The organism is Kribbella sp. NPDC051587, from assembly GCF_044453945.1.
Lineage (GTDB): Bacteria > Actinomycetota > Actinomycetes > Propionibacteriales > Kribbellaceae > Kribbella.
In genome coordinates, this window is record NZ_JBITDE010000009.1 from 255343 (window position 1) to 272125 (window position 16783).

Consider the following 16783-nt stretch of genomic DNA (forward strand, 5'->3'; position numbering starts at 1 on the left):
ATGGACTTTGTGCATCACCTGTTGACGTTCCTGCACCTGGTTGGTTTCGCGGCGTTGTTCGGTGGGTTCTTCACCCAGTTGAAGACGAAGACCCCAGTGGTGAATGCGGCGATGCTGCATGGCGCGCTGACCCAGCTGGTGACCGGCGTACTGCTGGTCGGGCTGGCCTCCGGGATCAAGGACGACGACTTCACCGTGAACAACGCGAAGGTCGGCGTGAAGCTCGTCGTCCTCCTGGTGATCACCGGGCTGGTGTTCGCCTACCGCAAGAAGCCCGCGCTGACACGAGGAACGTTCTTCGCCATCGGCGGGCTGACCGTGCTCAATGCCGCTATCGCCGTCTTCTGGTGATGCTCTAGCGGTTGGTCGACGTGTAAGGCAGGAGGGCCATCTCGCGGGCGTTCTTGATGGCGCGGGCGACCTGCTTCTGCTGCTGGACGGTCAGACCGGTCACGCGGCGGGAGCGGATCTTGCCGCGGTCGGAGATGAACTTCCGCAGCAGGGCGGTGTCCTTGTAGTCGATGAACGTGATGCCGTCCCGGTCGAGCGGGTTCTGCTTGGGTTTGCGCTTGCCGGTGACCGGTGGTCGTCGCGCCATCGCTGTGGGCTCCCTTGGTATTGAATGTCGTTTTCATTTAGCATGATGCCATGGCTGTCCCGAAACGCAAGATGTCCCGGTCCAACACCCGCAAGCGGCGGGCCCAGTGGAAGGCCGCTCCGGTCGACCTGGTGCCGATCGTGGTGAACGGGGAGCAGCTGCGCGTACCGCGCCGGCTGGTCCGTGCCTACCAGCGCGGTCTCATCTCCTGAGACCGCCCCGACGGACCGGGTGGCGGGTTGTGGACAGGGCACAGATTCGCCACCCCGGCAGGGGCGGTGGAGGCTTGGTGGCTGAGATACCGTCGATCCTTATGGAGCGGAATCTCACAGCTGAACAACTCGCGCTCTTCGAGAAGGAGTTCGCGTCGAACCCGCAGTACCGGGTGATGCAGAACGCCGTCACGCAGACGCCGGTGAACGCCATCGCACTCGACCGTCAGGTCGTCACCTCCATCGACCACTCGGTGTCGAACCTGCTGGACGACTGGAAGGTCACCAACCAGAAGAAGAGCGGGCGGTGCTGGCTGTTCGCCGGGCTGAACCTGCTCCGCGTCGGCGCCGCCGAGAAGCTCGGTGTGAAGGACTTCGAGTTCTCGCAGAACTATCTGCTCTTCTGGGACAAGTTCGAGCGCTCGAACTTCTTCCTCGAGGCGATCATCGAGACCGCGGACCGCGACGTCGACGACCGGACGGTGGCGCACCTGCTGTCGGACCCGATCGGTGACGGCGGCCAGTGGAACATGTTCGTCGCCCTGGTCCGCAAGCACGGCCTGGTGCCGAAGTCGGCCATGCCCGAGACCGAGAGCTCGTCCTCGACCGGCCAGCTGAACGACACCCTCCGCAAGCTGCTCCGGCAGGGCGCCCGCGACCTGCGCGCTCTCGGTGCCGACACCGAAGCCCAGCGTGAGCGCAAGCGCGAGCTCCTCACCACCATCCACCGCGCGCTGAGCATCCACCTCGGCACCCCGCCGCAGAAGTTCCTGTGGCAGTGGAAGGACAGCGACAAGGGCTTCCACCGCGACGGCTGGACCACCCCGGCCGAGTTCGCCGCCGCCTACGTCCAGGTCCCGGTCGACGACTACGTCTGCCTGGTGCACGACCCGCGCGAGTCCAGCCCGGTCGGCAAGACCTTCACCGTCGACTACCTCGGCAACGTCATCGACGCCCCGCCGGTCGTCTACCTGAACGTCGAGATCGACCTGATGAAGAAGCTCACCCAGGACGCCATCGTCGGCGGCGAGCCGGTCTGGTTCGGCTGTGACGTCGGCAAGCAGATGAACGGCGACCTCGGCATCTGGGACGCCAACCTCTACGACTTCGGCTCCGTCTACGACACGACCTTCACCCTGAACAAGGCCGAGCGTCTCCTCCACCACGAGACCCTGATGACCCACGCCATGCTCTTCACCGGCGTCGACGTCGTCGACGGCGAACCCCGCCGCTGGCGCGTCGAGAACAGCTGGGGCGACGAGAAGGCCGACAGCGGCTTCTGGACCATGAACGACTCCTGGTACGGCGAGCACGTCTTCGAGATCGCCGTCCGCCGCTCCGCCCTCCCCGACGACCTCCAGGCCCGCCTCACCGACGAGCCCATCGTCCTCCCCGCCTGGGACCCCATGGGCGCCCTCGCCGACTGAGTCACCCGGCAAGCAACGTCCGAAGGATCGCTGCACGAGGTCGGCGATCCTTCGGACGTTGAATCACTCCTGGCGCGGTTCTGCGCTCGTGGGTGAGAACTCCACGGAGATCGCCGCTGTCAGGTGCCGTTTGATGGGGTGACCAGTTCCCCGGGTCCCACCGAGATGGACATCCACTCATGTGTGGTGCCCGCTCGTGACTTCTGTCGGCAACCCCATCCCAGTGGGCAACCCCTCAACTCGGTGCGCACCCCCTAACTCAGGGGCTATCCGTTCGAGTTGACCCTTCTCTGGTCAAAAAACGAGCAGAGAACCGGCAACTTGAGGGGAGACCCCCTCAAATTTCGTGCAGCGACCATGGGGAGAGACGTGGCCGACCGAGTCGTTACCCGGGCCGCCGCGCGAACGTCGGCTGTGACGACAGTCGGCTGAATCCTTTGGCGCCGGACGTCGGACTGTCGCGGCGTATCTATCCGCATTGAAGGATCAGCTGGAGGGCTTCGGTGGGGCGTTCCAGGGTGGGGAGGTGGCCTGCCCAGGGGAGGGTGATGGTCTCTGGGTGGGGGAGGTGGTTTTGGAGGTACGTCGCTGAGGCGGTGAAGAACTGGTAGTCGTGGGCGCCGGTGATGAGGCGGACGGGCATGGTGAGGGTTTCGGGGGTGACGGGGTATTCCTCGTTGTGTACGTCGTGGGCTGGGATCTGTAGGTCGTAGGCGCGGCGCTGCATGGTGCGGAGGAGGGAGCGGGCGGTGTCGTCTGCTTCGGGGCCGATCCAGTGTTGGACGGTGAGCTCGGTGGCGGCTTCTACGTCGCCTGCCTCGATGAGGGCGTTCTCCTCGGACCAGAGGGCGCGGAGGGCGTCGTCGGGCTCTACGTTGTCTGTGGGGGCGCAGATGAGGACTAGGCGGGTGAAGAGGTCGGGGCGGCGGCTGGCGGCTTGCTGGACGACATAGCCGCCGTATGACGCTCCTACGGCGGTCACCTGGGTGAGGGCGAGGTGGTCCAGGAGGTCGAGTAGGTCACCGGCGTCGGAGTACTTGGGAGCGACCGGGGTTTCGCCGTAGCCGCGGAGGTCTGGGGTGATGACCTGGTGGGTGTGGCGGAGTTCTTCGACCTGGGCGCTCCACATGCGGCGGTCGGCCACGCCTGCGTGCACCAGGAGGATTGGCGGGCCGTTGCCCACTACGTCGTACGAGATCGTCATGGCGGAAACACTAGAGGCGGATGACGGTGAAGGGCTCGGCGTAGTGGTTGGTGGGGAAGCCGGCCAGGGTGGCGCGGCGCTGGGACAGCTGGCGCATGTGGGTGGCCAGCCACTCGGGGTCGCGGTGCTGACTGGTGTGGGAGAGCAGTGCGGCGAGCTTCTGGTCGATGGTGTCGGTGATGTCGACGTAGTGGTTGACCTCGGGGTGCTCGACCAGCCAGAGCTCGTTGAGGTCCCACGGCTCCTCGGTGAGCTCCGGGAACGCGTAGGGGTTGCCAGCGGCCGGGTAGAACGCGCGGAGCGTCGCTTCACCGGTGGCCATGTGGTCCGGATGGGAGACCGGCAGGCGCTGCCAGTTGCGCTCGGGTGACGAGGTGATGAGCCGCTGCGGGCGCACCTGGCGGATCACTCGGACGATGTCGCGGACCAGCTCGGCCGTCGGCTCGACGGCACCGTCCTGGTAGCCGAGGAAGTGCAGGTCCTGTACGCCGACGTGCTCGGCCGCGGTGGTCTGCTCGGCGCGGCGCACTGCAGGGATCTCGGAGCGGTCCCGGTCCGGCTCGAAGCCGCCCTCCTGGCCGTCGGTGACGATGCAGTAGTGCACCTCGATCCCGGCTTTGGTCCAGGCGGCGACGGTGCCGGACGCGGCGAAGTCGATGTCGTCGGGATGGGCGACGACCGCCAGTACCCGCTCGATCTCGCTGTCAGGACGGGGATCAGCTGCAGGAACGCTCACATCATCGACCTTACTTGTCTCACCCTGCACTCTGGACCTGTGGAGTTCGGCGGCGAGTGTGAACCGCGAGAGGTCGGTTTGGACGCTGCTCGGTTGCGGACGGCGATCGAGCAGGTACAGACACGTCGCGGGGTGGCTCAGCTGTGCGTGATCCGGGACGGACGCGTGGTCGTCGACCAGTCCTTCGGCTGCGAACCGGATGCCCTGTTCTGGCTGTTCTCGGCCAGCAAGCCGTACGTCGCGATTCTCGTGCACCAGCTCGTGGAGTCGGGTGCACTGCATCTGGACGACGAGGTGGCGGCGTACTGGCCGGAGTTCACGGGAGAGGGCAAGGACGGGGTCACGGTCCGCGACGTCCTCTACTACCGGTCGGCCGGTCCGCAGCGCTACGAGCTCCGGGCGATGGCTGACTGGGCGAAGTCGGTACGCCGGATAGAGGCGGAGCCACTGCAGTACCCGATCAGTTCACTCGCCTACGGTTTCATCCTGGCTGAGGTGATCCAGCGGATCACCCGGCATCCGATCCAGGTGGTGCTGCAGGAGGCGGTGCTCGGGCCACTCGCGCTGACGGACACACACCTGGGCCTGCCGCCACAGCTCTGGGGCAAGCACGTCCCAGTGAAGAGCGACCGGCTAGTGAACCGCCGCAGTACCCGGGAGGCCGTCGTACCGGGTGAAGGTGTGTCAGCAACCGCTCGTGACCTCGCTGCGCTCTACCAGATGCTGCTGAACAACGGCATCGGTACGGCGGGACGCGTGCTGCGGCCGGAGTCGGTCGCAGCCGTGTTTGTGCCGACCATCGACGCTGCGTTCGGCCAGCTCAGCAGTCCGCGAACGTTCGGGCACAACGGCAGCAACTGCTGTGTCGGCTGGGCCGATCCGGACCGTCAGCTCGCCTACGCCTATCTGACCGACCGCCTCGGCCGTGGGCCTGCTGAGCAGGCCCACCACGCCGCAGTGGCTGACCGCATCCTTGCTGCGGCCGGTTAGCTCAGCACCGGTACGGCGGTGCGCTCCTGCACCACGCGGTCGACGATCCCGTATTCACGAGCCTCTTCGGCCGTCAGCACGTGGTCCCGGTCAGTGTCGTGTCGCAGCTGCTCAATCGATTGTCCGGTGTGCTCCGCCAGGATCGACTCGACCTGCGCACGCACCCGGACCACCTCGTCCGCCTGCAGGATCAGATCGGGAATGGTGCCCCGACCGCTCGCTGCCGGCTGGTGCAGTACGACGCGTGCATGCGGCAGCACCGAACGCCGTCCGGCCGCACCGGCCGCCAGCAGAACCGCACCGGCCGCAATCGCCTGTCCGACACAGAAGGTCGCCACCGGCGCCGAGATGAGCCGCATGGTGTCGTAGATCGCCAGCGCGGCAGTGGTGTCGCCGCCCTCGCAGTTGATGTAGAGGTTGATCTCCCGCTCGTTGTTGTCGTACTCCAGGTGCAGCAACTGTGCGATCAGCGCGTTGGCCACGCCGGCGTCGATCGCCGTACCGAGGTAGATGATCCGCTCGGACAGCAGATGCGAGTAGACGTCCATGACGCGCTCACCGCGCGGGGACTGGGCAATGACGTTGGGAATCATGTAGCTACTCATGCTGCTTCCTTCTGAAGAGGCATCACCTGGTCGAACGACGTGACGATGTGGTCGATGAAGCCGTACTCGCGGGCCTCGTCGGCGGTGTACCAGTGGTCGTGCAGCGAGTCCTCGTGGATGGTCTCGAAGGACTGACCGGTGTCCTCGGCGATGGCCGACAGGAAGGTGTTGCGCAGCTGCCGCAGGTCGTTGGCCTGGATCTCGATCTCGACCGCGGAGCCGCCGATACCGGCCGAGCCCTGGTGCATGAGGACCCGCGCGTTCCGCAGTGCGTAGCGCTTCCCCGGTGTACCGGCGGACAGCAGGAACTGACCGGCACTGCAGGCCAGTCCGATCGCCAGCGTGGACACGTCGCACGGCACCAGCCGCATCACGTCCCGGATCGCCAGCATCGAGGGCACCGACCCGCCCGGCGAGTGGATCCACAGGGCGATGTCGCGATCGGGGTCCTCGGCCGCCAGCGTCAGGATCTGAGTGGCGAGCAGGGTGCCGTTGTCGTCGTCGAGGACCCCGTCCAGCACGACGACGCGGCGGTCGAGCAGCCGCTGCCGGGCGGACGGGTTGAACAGCGGTGGTTTGGTCTCATCTGCCATGCCTCCACTGTGGGCGCACGACACCGGCGTACCCCAGTTTTTCTGCTGACGGCAAGTCTGCTGAGAGCCGACAAGATGCTGTGGCAGGCTCCTCGACTGTGAATCTGAGCGATACCGCAATCCTGGTCGCGGACGATCTGTCCGACTCCGAACGCACCCTGCTGGAACGCACGGCCACCCCGGCCGCCACGCTGCTCGGCGCGGTCTCGATGATCCTCCGGACGACGCTCTTCGCCGAGGACCCGGCCGCCTGGGTCGACATGTGGCAGGCCCGCCCGGACTTCGCCCGGATCGAGTGGCTCGACGGCCCGGAGCTGTCCGACGTCGTCGCCCTGCTGGCCGCCAAGGACTACGAGGGCCAGATCGAAGGGGTCCCCGGCCTCCGCATCGGCTCCTGCAACGACCACACCGCCAAGATGCACTGGCTGGGTTCCGCCGTACCGGTAGAGCTCCAGCTCACCCGCCAGCTGTCCTGACCGCACGCCCCAGAATGTGCGGGGCGGCTGGGTTGAAGCCGGTGGCCGGGAAGTCGAAGCTGTCGAGCTCAGTGATGGTGAAACCGGCTGCGGTGATCGCGGCCGCGGTGTCGCGATGCAGGTGGCAGCCGCCGGCCAGCGCCGGGTAGACGGTGGCGTCGAGCAGCCGCTGAAGGCGCCCCGGTACGACGGCGACGTGCTCGTAGAACCACAGCTCGCCATCTGGCCGCAGTACTCGGAGTGCCTCGGTCAGAGCGGCGGACTGGTCGGGGACCGAGCAGAGGACGAGTGAGGCGACTACTGCGCTGGCCCAACCGTCCCCGAGCGGCAGGCGGTCTGCAGTGCCCTTCACAACCTGGACCGGCACCGGAGCGCGGTGAGCTGCCTGCTCCGCTCGACCACGCAGGTAGGGCTCGGGTTCAACCGCAATCACCTGGGTCACGGCGGCGGGGTAGTGCGCGAAGTTGCCGCCGTCGCCTGCGCCGATCTCGACCACCACACCGGCCAGTCCGGCGAGTAGACGCCGGCGGTGCTCGCGGACGCCGTACTCGTCCAGCCGCGGTCGCATCCGCGCGTAGAGCCTGGCGAACAGCGGGTGTCCCATGGCTACAGCATCGCAGCCAGTCGGTGGGCAAAGTCGGCCGGGAACGCATGGCCGAGGTCCGGCAGGCGCTCGATCGTGCAACCGGGCAGCTGGGGTTCCGCGGCGTTCACCACCTCGAGCAGATCGTCGTCGGCGCCGATCCAGATTGTTGCCGGTGACAACGATCCTGCGGTGCTGCCCGGGACTTCGCGAAGGGCCGGAGCCATCGCCAGTACGCCGGCCGCAGGCACCGGCCGCGCGGTGAGTGCCCAGTCGAGCGCGACCCGACCGCCGGCGGAGAAGCCGGCCGCGATCAGCGGGAGGTCGGCCAGCTCGGGCGGGAGCTCTGCGAGGGCGCGCGCGATGTCGGCTGTGGCCAGCTCGGGGTCCGGCCAGGTGCGGTACATCGGGGACATCCGGCGGGAGGACTCGACGCAGACGAGCGCGTGGCCGAGGTCGAGCACGCCGGCCCAATCCCGCCGCGCGTGCTCGGCGCGCTGCCCAGCGCCGGGTAATGCCATCACCACACCCTTCGGTGATTTCTCGGGGTAGCTGACGAGAGCGGGCGTCGGGTCGTCCACTGCTCGATCGGCGGACTTCGCGACCAGGTACTGGAACTCGGGACGATCCTGCAAGGCAGTGAGGTCGTCGTCATCGGTGAGGATCTCGGGGCGCCACCAGTCACCGGCGGCGCTCGCGTGCTGGAGGGCGCGGAGGGCACCGTCGGGGTCGCCGGCGGCGCCGAGGACGCAGGCGCGGAGGTGGGCGAGCTCGGCCGACCACGGCTCGAGGCCCGTCGCGGCATCCAGTACGGCGAGCGCGTCGGCGTACCGGGCTTCGCCGTACCGGGCCTCGATCTGGTCGACGACGTCGTCGTAGCGGGTGTCCATGGGCCGGATCCTCGCAGAGCGCGGGGCCGCGATCGAACCTGTTTTCGGTAACTGTCGGCGGGTGCGCCTATGGTGTTCGGTGATGACTACGCTCTTCTCGCCTGACGAACTGCCGGTGCCGCTCGAGGAGCCGAAGAAGCACCGGACCGATCCCGACGCGCTGCTGGACGGGCTCAACCCGCAGCAGCGGGCTGCCGTCGTGCACGCGGGTAAACCGCTGCTGGTGGTGGCCGGTGCGGGGTCGGGGAAGACGCGCGTGCTGACCCGGCGGATCGCGTACCTGCTGGGGGCGCGGGACGCGCACCCGGGGTCGATCCTGGCGATCACGTTCACCAACAAGGCGGCGGCCGAGATGCGCGAGCGGGTCGTCGACCTGGTCGGGCCGCGGGCGAAGCTGATGTGGGTCTCGACGTTCCACTCGTCGTGTGTGCGGATCCTGCGCCGCGACATCAAGAAGTTCGGGATCAACCCGACGTTCTCGATCTACGACGCCACCGACTCGCGCCGGCTGATGACGCTGGTCTGCCGCGAGCTCGACCTGGACGTCAAGCGGTACAACCCGCGCGCGGTGCTGAACTGGATCAGCACCCAGAAGAACGAGCTGGTCGACCACGAGACGGCCGCGGCGAAGACCGAGAACCATCTCGAGGAGACCTACGCCGAGTGCTACCGGGTCTACCAGGAGCGGCTGGCGCAGGCGAACGCGCTGGACTTCGACGACCTGCTGATGACCACGGTCAACCTGCTGCAGGCCTTCCCTGAGGTCCGGGAGTACTACCGGCGGCGGTTCCGCCACGTGATGGTCGACGAGTACCAGGACACCAACCACGCGCAGTACACGCTGATCCGTGAGCTGTGCGGTGAGGACTCGCCGGGTGCGAGCGGGCCGACCAGTCCGCCGGCCGAGCTGATGGTCGTGGGCGACTCCGACCAGTCGATCTACGCGTTCCGCGGGGCGACGATCCGCAACATCCTCGCCTTCGAGGAGGACTTCACCGGCGCCGAGACGATCCTGCTCGAGCAGAACTACCGTTCCACCCAGACGATCCTGAGCGCGGCCAACGCGGTGATCAGCCGCAACGAGGGCCGGATGGCGAAGAACCTCTGGTCCGACCAGGGGCAGGGCGAGCAGATCGCGGTCTACGTCGCGGACAACGAGCACGACGAGGCCCAGTTCGTCGCCGACGAGATCGACCGGCTCGCGGACGCGGACAAGGTGAAGCCGTCCGACGTCGCGGTCTTCTACCGGACCAACGCGCAGTCGCGGGTCTTCGAAGAGGTCTTCATCCGGACCGGCCATCCGTACAAGGTGGTCGGTGGCGTCCGGTTCTACGAGCGCAAGGAGGTCCGCGACGCGCTCGCGTACCTGCGGGTGCTGGTGAACCCGGAGGACACCGTCTCGCTGCGCCGGATCATGAACGAGCCGAAGCGCGGGATCGGCGAGCGGGCCGAGGCCGCGATCGAGGCGCTGGCCCAGCGGGACCGGATCTCGTTCGCGGCCGCGATGCGCCGGGCCCAGGACGCACCGGCGATGGCGTCGCGCTCGGCGAACGCCGTACAGGGGTTCGTGGACATCCTCGACGACCTGACCGCGATGGTCGACTCGGGAGCGCCGCCGGACGACATCCTGGACAGCGCGCTGCACCGGTCGTCGTACTACGAGACGTTGCAGAAGTCGCCGGATCCGCAGGACGAGACCCGGCTGGAGAACCTGGACGAGTTCATCGCGGTGGCGCGGGAGTTCGTCGAGGAGCGGACCGCGGCCGGGGAGCCGGCCGATCTGCAGGCGTTCCTGGAGCGGGTCGCGCTGGTCGCCGACGCGGACCAGATCCCCGATGCGGCCGACGACGGTGGCGTGGTCACGCTGATGACGCTGCACACCGCGAAGGGCCTGGAGTTCCCGGTCGTGTTCCTGACCGGCATGGAGGACGGCGTCTTCCCGCACTCGCGGTCGCTGACCGATCTGAAGGAGCTCGAGGAGGAGCGCCGGCTCGCCTACGTCGGGATCACCCGGGCCCGGCAGCGGCTGGCGATCTCGCGGGCCGCGGTGCGGTCGGCGTTCGGCGCCCCGCAGCACAACCCGCCGTCCCGGTTCCTCGAGGAGATTCCGTCCGAGCTGCTCGACTGGCGCCGGGACGAGTCCGCGATCACCCGCTGGTCCGGCACCGGTACGTCGTCCGGCGGTGCCGGCGGCGGTATCCCGAGCCGCTACGAGACGTCCCGCCGGAGCTCCTCGGACAAGCCCGTGATCAACCTCAACCCGGGCGATCGCGTCGTGCACGACAGCTTCGGCATGGGGACCGTCGTGGTCGTCCGTGGCGAGGGTCAGCAGGCACAGGCCGATATCGATTTCGGCTCCGAAGGCGTGAAGCGTCTCCTGCTGCGGTATGCACCAGTAGAAAAGATTTGAACCAAGAAGTTCCGTAATCACCTTGTATCTGGGCCGGAGATTGAGACAATCGAGAATCTTCGGCCCACCTCCGAAAGCGCCCATCTGATGCCCAAGCCTGCCGCAGCGAGCCTCCGCCGGATCATTCTGGCCGGGGCGAATCCTGGCCTGCGGCTGTTCGACGAGGCCGGCAAGGTGACGGCGTACGCGTCGATCTGGATGGTGGACTGGTCGATCCGCGGCGCCGGAACGGCTGTGGTGCTGTGGTTCGACGGCATCGTCCGGGTGGTCTCGGAGGACGTCGATCTCGCCGCCTGGCTGGAGCGGTACTTCGTCCGCTCGTTTCTCGAGGTGCAGGGGCTGCCCTGGCACGAGCCCGCGATCGAGCGTGATCTGGTCCAGGTCTCGATGAATCTCGCCGACGGTCTGAGCGCCAAGGCAGCCGATATCCAGATCGAAATGGGCGGCGTTCTCGACCGCCGGCTCTTTGCCACCGACAACTTTCAGCTTGCCGAAGGCAACCACAGTCTCAGCCTCGTGATTGCCCCGGTCCGCTCGGCCACCGTCTCCATCGGCGGCGCCTCCGTCCCCGGCTTCGTCCAGGTCGACGGCTCCCCCGAGAAGCCCGGCTCCTCCGCCTTCCTCACCACCGCCGAAGTCTGGCGCCGCTAGCGCGTCAGGGCAGGGCCCACCAGTTGTCCATGCGGGGGACTGTGGTGGTGGGGTTGTTGAAGCGGAAGAGGAAGGTGGCGATGCCGGCGGCGCCTTGCATCCAGCCGATGCCGGGTGGGAGCAGGGGGTCGTCGTTCTTGTGCTCGATGAAGCGCCAGTACGGCGAGATGCCGGCGTTGGTGACCAAGGTGTCGGCCAGGTGGGTGGCGAACTCGAGGTCGGTCGGGTTGCCGGTGCGTTGGTAGTTCGTGAGGAACGCGTCGGCGACGCCGGCGGTGCCGCAGCAGCGGCCGTCGTTGTCCCAGAAGCCGGGGTGGAGCCGGTTGGGGATGCCGGAGTGCAGGACAGCGTCTAGGAGACGACGGCGCCAGGTGGCCGACGAGACACCGGCCACGGCATCCACTCCGGCGTACTCGAGTGCGTCGAAGAGGAGCGCCGTACCGGGGCCGCCGTGGCACCAGTTGTAGGTGTACTCGTCGCCGTGGCGCTCGGTCCAGGGGATGACGCGAGGGATGCGGAAGCCCTGGTCGTCGTTGATGCCGAGCGTGACCAGGTGCTCGGCGCCCAGTTGACCGGCCTCGACCAGCTCGGGTCGGCCGAGCTCGGCGCCGGCCAGCGCCAGTACGGCGGCGATGCCGGCCAGACCGTGGCTGAAGTTCGGCATCTGCAGGGGCGGGTTGAGCATGAAGCGGCGCGGGATGAACAACCAGTTCAGCCCGGCCTCGGTCTTCTCCTGCTCGGCCAACAGATGCTCGATGGCCAGCTCGGCCAACGCGAGCGCCGGTACGCCGTTCCGTTGCGCCCAGAGCGCGGCCAGGAGGGCTCCGCCGGTCCCGAGGGTGAGGTCGTTGCTCACAGCGCCCGGGCGGTACTTCTCGTCGTCGTCCAGGAAGGACTCGTGCCAGCCGTCGGGAGTGGCGATCTCCAGGGCCCGCGCGATGGCCGCGTCGGTGCCGGGCTCGTGCAGAGCAGTCAGGACGCCGATCGAGCTGACGAGCCCGTCGAAGAAGCTGACCGAGGTTTCGGTGGGGATCGCGGTCCGGATCCGCTCGGCGATCCCGGCGGCGAGTTCACGCTCGGGAGCCGTCCACGGCCGGGTCAGCTCGATCTCGGCCAGCGCATAGGCCAAGCCACCGATGCCACTGTGGCTGCCGTTGAGGTACTCGGTCGGCTTCTCACCACCGGCGGCCTCGGGGATCCAGGGACCGTTGTCGTCCCACTGCACTTGCCCGAGCACCCAGGCCCAGGAAGCCTCAGCGAGCTCGCCGTAGTCCAATTACGGGTTCAGGCCGCAGTGGCTGCGGAGCCACGGCATCGGGTCGATCGGGTCGCCGCCGTCGGGACGGACTTCGAAGTGCAGGTGCGGGCCGGTGACGTTACCGGTCGCGCCGACCTTGCCGACCAGGTCGCCGGCCATCACGGTCTCGCCGACCGAGACGAGGAAGGCGGACATGTGGTTGTACCAGGTGACGGTGCCGTCGGCGTGCCGGACCTGGACCTGACGGCCGTAGGGGCCGGCCCAGTCGGCGAAGATCACGACGCCGCGCATCACCGAGCGGATCGGCGTACCGACCGGGGCGGCGAAGTCGGTGCCGGTGTGGTTGCGGGCCCAGCGGCTGCCACCCTGACCGAAGGTCGCGGTGATGTGGTAGCCGGAGATCATCATCTCGCAGCGGTTCGCGGACTCACGCTGCTTCTGCGCCTCGGCGGCCTTCGCCTTGGCCAGTGCGCTGGCGCGGCTGACGGTGAGGGCGTTGGTCGCGTTCAGCTTCGCGGCGCGGGCCTTGGCCAGCGCGGCGGCGGCTGCTTGCTTCTTGTTCGTGTCCTGGCCGGCCAGGACGACCCGGGAGGAGTCACGGGTGGCGAGCTGACGTGCCTGGATGCGGGCAGTGGTGATGCCGGACAGCTGACCGCCGTCGAGGCTCGCCGCGGCAAGGTTCACCGCGGTGTTGGCCTGCGTGGGGGACGACAGGGCGCTGTGGCTGAAGCCTACGGCTCCGGCCGCCGCAGCGAGCGCTGCGGTCAATCCGACGATCTGGGTACTGCTGGGGGTGTTACGCCTGGCAACACGATGTTTGGCGCTGTGACGACTTGCGCCGGTCTTGCGCGCAGCGTTGCCTGGCGTGACGCGGTTGCCCGCGGCACGATGCTGGGACACAACGTGGCCTTCCGGTCACAGGGGAGGGGTTGGGGTGGTACTTGGCTCTGCAACCTTTCGCCCTCCTCGGGGGTTTATTCCCGGTGAGGACTTGAGCACGATAACGGAAGAGTCACGAGCCGACAAACCCTGCCACCCGTTTTTCGGGACCACCTTCACGAAACTTTTGCATGAGCCGCTGCACGTGCATCAGCCGCATGAGCGCCGAAAGGCTGCCTGATCAGGCACTTTGCGGTTGATCGTCGAGGTGGGCCAGCACCCCGGTGATCTCCCGAACTGTTTCTCCGTGGAACGGCAGCGACAGATGACCGACACCGTTGACCCGGATGTTGCGGGCGGTGAGGTCGGGATGCTGCAGCCGCGCCCGGCGCTGCGGCACGATCAGCTGGTCGACGTCGCTGTAGAACGCCACGAACCGAGTCGGTACGCCGGGAGCCGGCTCGGCGAGCTCCTCCATCAGATCGCTCTCCGGGCGCAGCTGCTTGACCAGCGGCCACGGCAGCAGCCGAGCCGCGACCGTCCCCTGGTGCGGAGTCCCCAGCGTCACGCACGTGTGGACGCGCTCGTGCCCACCGAGCTTCTGGATGTAGTACCGAGCGATCAGTCCGCCCAGGCTGTGCCCGACCACGTGGATCTGATCCGAGCCCGACGACTCGCAGATCGCCTCGATCTCGGCTCCCATCCGCTCCGCCGTACGACGGACGTCCAGCGTCAGTGGTGAGTACGAGAAGGTGTGGATGCTGCTGAACCCGCGGCGCGCGAGCTGCCGGCGCATCAGCGCGAAGATCGTGTGGTTGTCGATGATCCCGTGGGCCAGCAGGATCGGCGTACCGGCCGCGCGGACGTCGTTGACCAGCAGACTGCGCTGAGCCGGGGTCAGTCCGGTCAGGGAGAGCCGCTGGGCGCTCGAACCGGAGCCGCCGAGCAGGCCGAGTGGATACATCGCGAGATGGGTGGTCATCCATCCGATCTCCACGGCCGCACCCTGCAGAACCCGTGGCGAGATCGCGGAGCGCGCGCCGTACCGCAGACCGTCCAGCGCGCCTCGTACTTCGTCCTGCCAAGAAGTCATCTGCGGCTCCTCACAGCAAACCAGACCCCCCGGTGGTCCGATCTCTCTTTCACGGTAACCGGTTCCCCGTCACCGTGTCGGGGAACACACGGTTCCGTGTCTTATCCGTGAGATCGCCGCCGGGTAGCCTGCGAATCTGGACGCAACGCTGCGCTCCAGTACTGAAAGGCGCCTGAGCATGCCCTCCACCTCGACCCTGCGTGTCGTCGTCGCCAAGCCCGGCCTGGACGGCCATGACCGGGGCGCGAAGGTGGTCGCCCGCGCGCTGCGGGACGCCGGCATGGAGGTCATCTACACCGGCCTGCACCAGACCCCCGAGCAGATCGTCGAGACGGCGATCGCCGAGGACGCCGACGCGATCGGCCTGTCCGTCCTGTCCGGCGCGCACATGACCCTGTTCAAGCGGGTCCGCGAGCTGCTCACCGAGCGCGAGGCCGACGACATCGTGGTCTTCGGCGGCGGCATCATCCCGGACGCCGACCTGCAGCCGCTGGCCGAGCTCGGGGTGCACAAGATCTTCACTCCGGGCGCCACCACCACCGAGATCGTCGAGTGGGTCCGCGGCCATGTGGGTGACGCGTCAGCCTCACCGGCCTAGTTACTAATCGGTAATACCGAATCGTTAAGAAACACCTGGTTGTGCGGGCTTCCGAATCGCGGTCGCATACAGGCATGCGATAAGTCCGGACAACGGCGCCGAACGGTAGGTGTGGCTCAGGACACACGGTCACCCCCGTCTTCGGTTACTGTCCGGAAGGGCGACGGAACAGTGCGGTGGGGGCCTGGCCGTCGCGCGCGCAGGGACGATGCGATTCCCATCGGGAGAGGGCAGGTAACGATGAGGTTTGAACGATCACACACGCGCAAGGCGGTCGCTCTGGCCGTGGTGAGCAGCCTGGTGTTGTTCACGGCGGCGTGTGGCGGCGGAGATGACGGCAGCAGTGGCAGCAAGACGTCGGCCGGGGGCGCGCTCGAGGGCCGCGGACCGATCAAGTTTGCCACCGGCAAGGACACGTCCGGCAACCTCGGGAACCAGGTGAAGGCGTGGAACGCGCAGCACCCGGACGAGCAGGTCACGGTCACCGAGCTGCCCGAGTCGGCCGACCAGCAGCGCAACCAGATGATCTCGAACGCCCAGATCAAGTCGCCGGAGTTCAGCGTGCTGAACCTGGACGTCGTCTGGACGGCCGAGTTCGCGGCGAACCGCTGGATCACCCAGCTGCCCGAGGACCAGTTCCCGGACCTCGGCAAGTTGCTGCCGTCAACAGTTGCGACCGGCAAGTACCGCGACAAGCTGTACGCCGTACCGGTGACGTCGGACGGTGGACTGCTCTACTACCGCAAGGACCTGCTGGACAAGGCCGGCGTCAAGCCGCCGACCACGTGGGCCGAGATGAAGGCGGCCTGCGACAAGGTCAAGGCGCTGCCCGAGGGCAAGACCCTGAACTGCTACGCGGGTCAGTTCGAGAAGTACGAAGGCCTCACGGTGAACTTCTCCGAGGCGGTCAACGGTGCCGGCGGCGTCGTGGTCGGTGACGACGGCAAGCCGAACGTCGACACTCCGGAGGCGCTGGCCGGCCTGAAGTTCCTGGTCGACGGGTTCAAGTCGGGCGAGATCCCGAAGGCCGCGATCACCTACCAGGAGGAGCCGAGCCGGCGGGCCTTCCAGGAGGGCAATCTGGTCTTCCTGCGCAACTGGCCGTACGTGTACGCGCTGGCGAACAAGACCGACGGTTCGTCGAAGGTGGCCGGCAAGTTCGGCGTCGCGCCGCTGCCGGGCCTGAACGGCCCGGGCGTCTCGACGCTCGGCGGTCACAACTACGCGATCTCCGAGTTCACCCCGAACAAGGCGACCGCGGCCGACTTCATCAAGTTCATGTCGAGCGAGGAGCGCCAGAAGGCCAACGTCGAGAAGACGTCGCAGGCCCCGACCTGGGCGTCGCTGTACGACGACCCGGCGCTGAACAAGCAGTTCCCGTACCTGGCTCCGCTGAAGGCCTCGATCGGTTCGGCGAAGTCGCGGCCGCAGGTGGTCAAGTACGGCGACGTGACGACCGCGATCCAGGGTGCGGCGTACGACACGCTGAAGGAGTCCAACCCGACGGACCCGAAGAAGGCCCTGACGGACCTGCAGACCAAGTTGAGTTCGCTCATCACTCAGTGACCCGAGTGCGGGGC

At 67.5% G+C, this 16783-nt stretch carries 19 protein-coding genes; 9 read left to right on the forward strand and 10 right to left on the reverse strand.

Features of this window, described 5'->3' with window-relative positions; genetic code table 11:
• Positions 1 to 351 (forward strand): hypothetical protein, encoded by a 351-nt coding sequence (locus ACIA49_RS29220; protein WP_396380741.1) that lies wholly within the window; start codon positions 1 to 3, stop codon positions 349 to 351.
• Positions 352 to 355: 4 nt separating this feature from the next.
• On the opposite strand, the gene rpsR is transcribed toward ACIA49_RS29220, so the two are convergent.
• Positions 356 to 598 carry a 30S ribosomal protein S18 gene (rpsR, locus tag ACIA49_RS29225; protein ID WP_396380742.1) on the reverse strand — a complete coding sequence of 81 codons (243 nt, stop codon included), beginning with the start codon at positions 596 to 598 and terminating at the stop codon, positions 356 to 358.
• A 50-nt stretch (positions 599 to 648) separates the two neighbouring features.
• Between rpsR and rpmF the strand changes: the two genes are divergently transcribed.
• Both rpmF and ACIA49_RS29235 read left to right on the forward strand, forming a co-directional pair.
• The gene (gene rpmF / locus ACIA49_RS29230; protein WP_396380744.1) at positions 649 to 810 is read left to right on the forward strand and encodes a 50S ribosomal protein L32; all 162 of its coding nucleotides are present in this window, start codon (positions 649 to 651) and stop codon (positions 808 to 810) included.
• A gap of 101 nt (positions 811 to 911) precedes the next feature.
• Positions 912 to 2237: an aminopeptidase C gene (locus tag ACIA49_RS29235; RefSeq protein ID WP_396380746.1), complete on the forward strand. Its 1326-nt coding sequence runs from the start codon at positions 912 to 914 to the stop codon at positions 2235 to 2237.
• Between the two features lie 469 nt (positions 2238 to 2706).
• On the opposite strand, the gene ACIA49_RS29240 is transcribed toward ACIA49_RS29235, so the two are convergent.
• Together ACIA49_RS29240 and ACIA49_RS29245 are read right to left on the reverse strand one after the other, a co-directional pair.
• Positions 2707 to 3441 carry an alpha/beta fold hydrolase gene (locus ACIA49_RS29240; protein WP_396380747.1) on the reverse strand — a complete coding sequence of 245 codons (735 nt, stop codon included), beginning with the start codon at positions 3439 to 3441 and terminating at the stop codon, positions 2707 to 2709.
• A gap of 10 nt (positions 3442 to 3451) precedes the next feature.
• Entirely contained in the window at positions 3452 to 4177 is a 726-nt protein-coding gene (locus ACIA49_RS29245; RefSeq protein ID WP_396380748.1) for a PIG-L deacetylase family protein, read from the reverse strand.
• Between the two features lie 39 nt (positions 4178 to 4216).
• On the opposite strand from ACIA49_RS29245, the gene ACIA49_RS29250 reads away from it, so the two are divergent.
• Positions 4217 to 5167: a serine hydrolase domain-containing protein gene (locus ACIA49_RS29250; RefSeq protein WP_396380749.1), complete on the forward strand. Its 951-nt coding sequence runs from the start codon at positions 4217 to 4219 to the stop codon at positions 5165 to 5167.
• Here ACIA49_RS29250 and ACIA49_RS29255 read toward each other — a convergent pair.
• Positions 5164 to 5772, reverse strand: a complete 609-nt coding sequence (locus ACIA49_RS29255) for a ClpP family protease (RefSeq protein WP_396380751.1) — start codon at positions 5770 to 5772, stop codon at positions 5164 to 5166. The two genes, ACIA49_RS29250 and ACIA49_RS29255, sit on opposite strands and share 4 nt — an antisense overlap.
• On the reverse strand, positions 5769 to 6365 hold the full coding sequence (locus ACIA49_RS29260) for a ClpP family protease (RefSeq protein ID WP_396380753.1): 597 nt from the start codon (positions 6363 to 6365) through the stop codon (positions 5769 to 5771). Before ACIA49_RS29260 ends, ACIA49_RS29255 begins: the two co-directional genes overlap by 4 nt.
• Before the next feature lie 98 nt (positions 6366 to 6463).
• On the opposite strand from ACIA49_RS29260, the gene ACIA49_RS29265 reads away from it, so the two are divergent.
• Positions 6464 to 6841: a hypothetical protein gene (locus ACIA49_RS29265; RefSeq protein WP_396380754.1), complete on the forward strand. Its 378-nt coding sequence runs from the start codon at positions 6464 to 6466 to the stop codon at positions 6839 to 6841.
• Here ACIA49_RS29265 and ACIA49_RS29270 read toward each other — a convergent pair.
• Entirely contained in the window at positions 6822 to 7445 is a 624-nt protein-coding gene (locus ACIA49_RS29270; RefSeq protein WP_396380756.1) for a class I SAM-dependent methyltransferase, read from the reverse strand. The genes ACIA49_RS29265 and ACIA49_RS29270 overlap by 20 nt on opposite strands.
• A 2-nt stretch (positions 7446 to 7447) precedes the next feature.
• Positions 7448 to 8314: a phospholipase gene (locus ACIA49_RS29275; protein ID WP_396380758.1), complete on the reverse strand. Its 867-nt coding sequence runs from the start codon at positions 8312 to 8314 to the stop codon at positions 7448 to 7450.
• A gap of 82 nt (positions 8315 to 8396) precedes the next feature.
• Between ACIA49_RS29275 and pcrA the strand changes: the two genes are divergently transcribed.
• The gene (gene pcrA, locus ACIA49_RS29280) at positions 8397 to 10724 is read left to right on the forward strand and encodes a DNA helicase PcrA (RefSeq protein ID WP_396380760.1); all 2328 of its coding nucleotides are present in this window, start codon (positions 8397 to 8399) and stop codon (positions 10722 to 10724) included.
• 87 nt (positions 10725 to 10811) lie between these two features.
• Positions 10812 to 11375: a hypothetical protein gene (locus tag ACIA49_RS29285; RefSeq protein WP_396380762.1), complete on the forward strand. Its 564-nt coding sequence runs from the start codon at positions 10812 to 10814 to the stop codon at positions 11373 to 11375.
• Positions 11376 to 11379: 4 nt separating this feature from the next.
• On the opposite strand, the gene ACIA49_RS29290 is transcribed toward ACIA49_RS29285, so the two are convergent.
• The 3 genes from ACIA49_RS29290 to ACIA49_RS29300 form a co-directional block, all read right to left on the reverse strand.
• Entirely contained in the window at positions 11380 to 12651 is a 1272-nt protein-coding gene (locus tag ACIA49_RS29290) for a lanthionine synthetase LanC family protein (RefSeq protein ID WP_396380764.1), read from the reverse strand.
• On the reverse strand, positions 12652 to 13533 hold the full coding sequence (locus ACIA49_RS29295; RefSeq protein ID WP_396380766.1) for a M23 family metallopeptidase: 882 nt from the start codon (positions 13531 to 13533) through the stop codon (positions 12652 to 12654). It lies immediately after the preceding gene.
• A gap of 220 nt (positions 13534 to 13753) precedes the next feature.
• Positions 13754 to 14605 (reverse strand): esterase/lipase family protein, encoded by an 852-nt coding sequence (locus ACIA49_RS29300; protein WP_396380767.1) that lies wholly within the window; start codon positions 14603 to 14605, stop codon positions 13754 to 13756.
• 178 nt (positions 14606 to 14783) lie between these two features.
• Between ACIA49_RS29300 and ACIA49_RS29305 the strand changes: the two genes are divergently transcribed.
• Together ACIA49_RS29305 and ACIA49_RS29310 are read left to right on the forward strand one after the other, a co-directional pair.
• Complete coding sequence (locus tag ACIA49_RS29305) at positions 14784 to 15203, forward strand: cobalamin B12-binding domain-containing protein (RefSeq protein ID WP_132409647.1); 420 nt, start codon at positions 14784 to 14786, stop codon at positions 15201 to 15203.
• A 240-nt stretch (positions 15204 to 15443) separates the two neighbouring features.
• Positions 15444 to 16769: an ABC transporter substrate-binding protein gene (locus ACIA49_RS29310; RefSeq protein WP_396380768.1), complete on the forward strand. Its 1326-nt coding sequence runs from the start codon at positions 15444 to 15446 to the stop codon at positions 16767 to 16769.
• Positions 16770 to 16783: the final 14 nt, after the last annotated feature.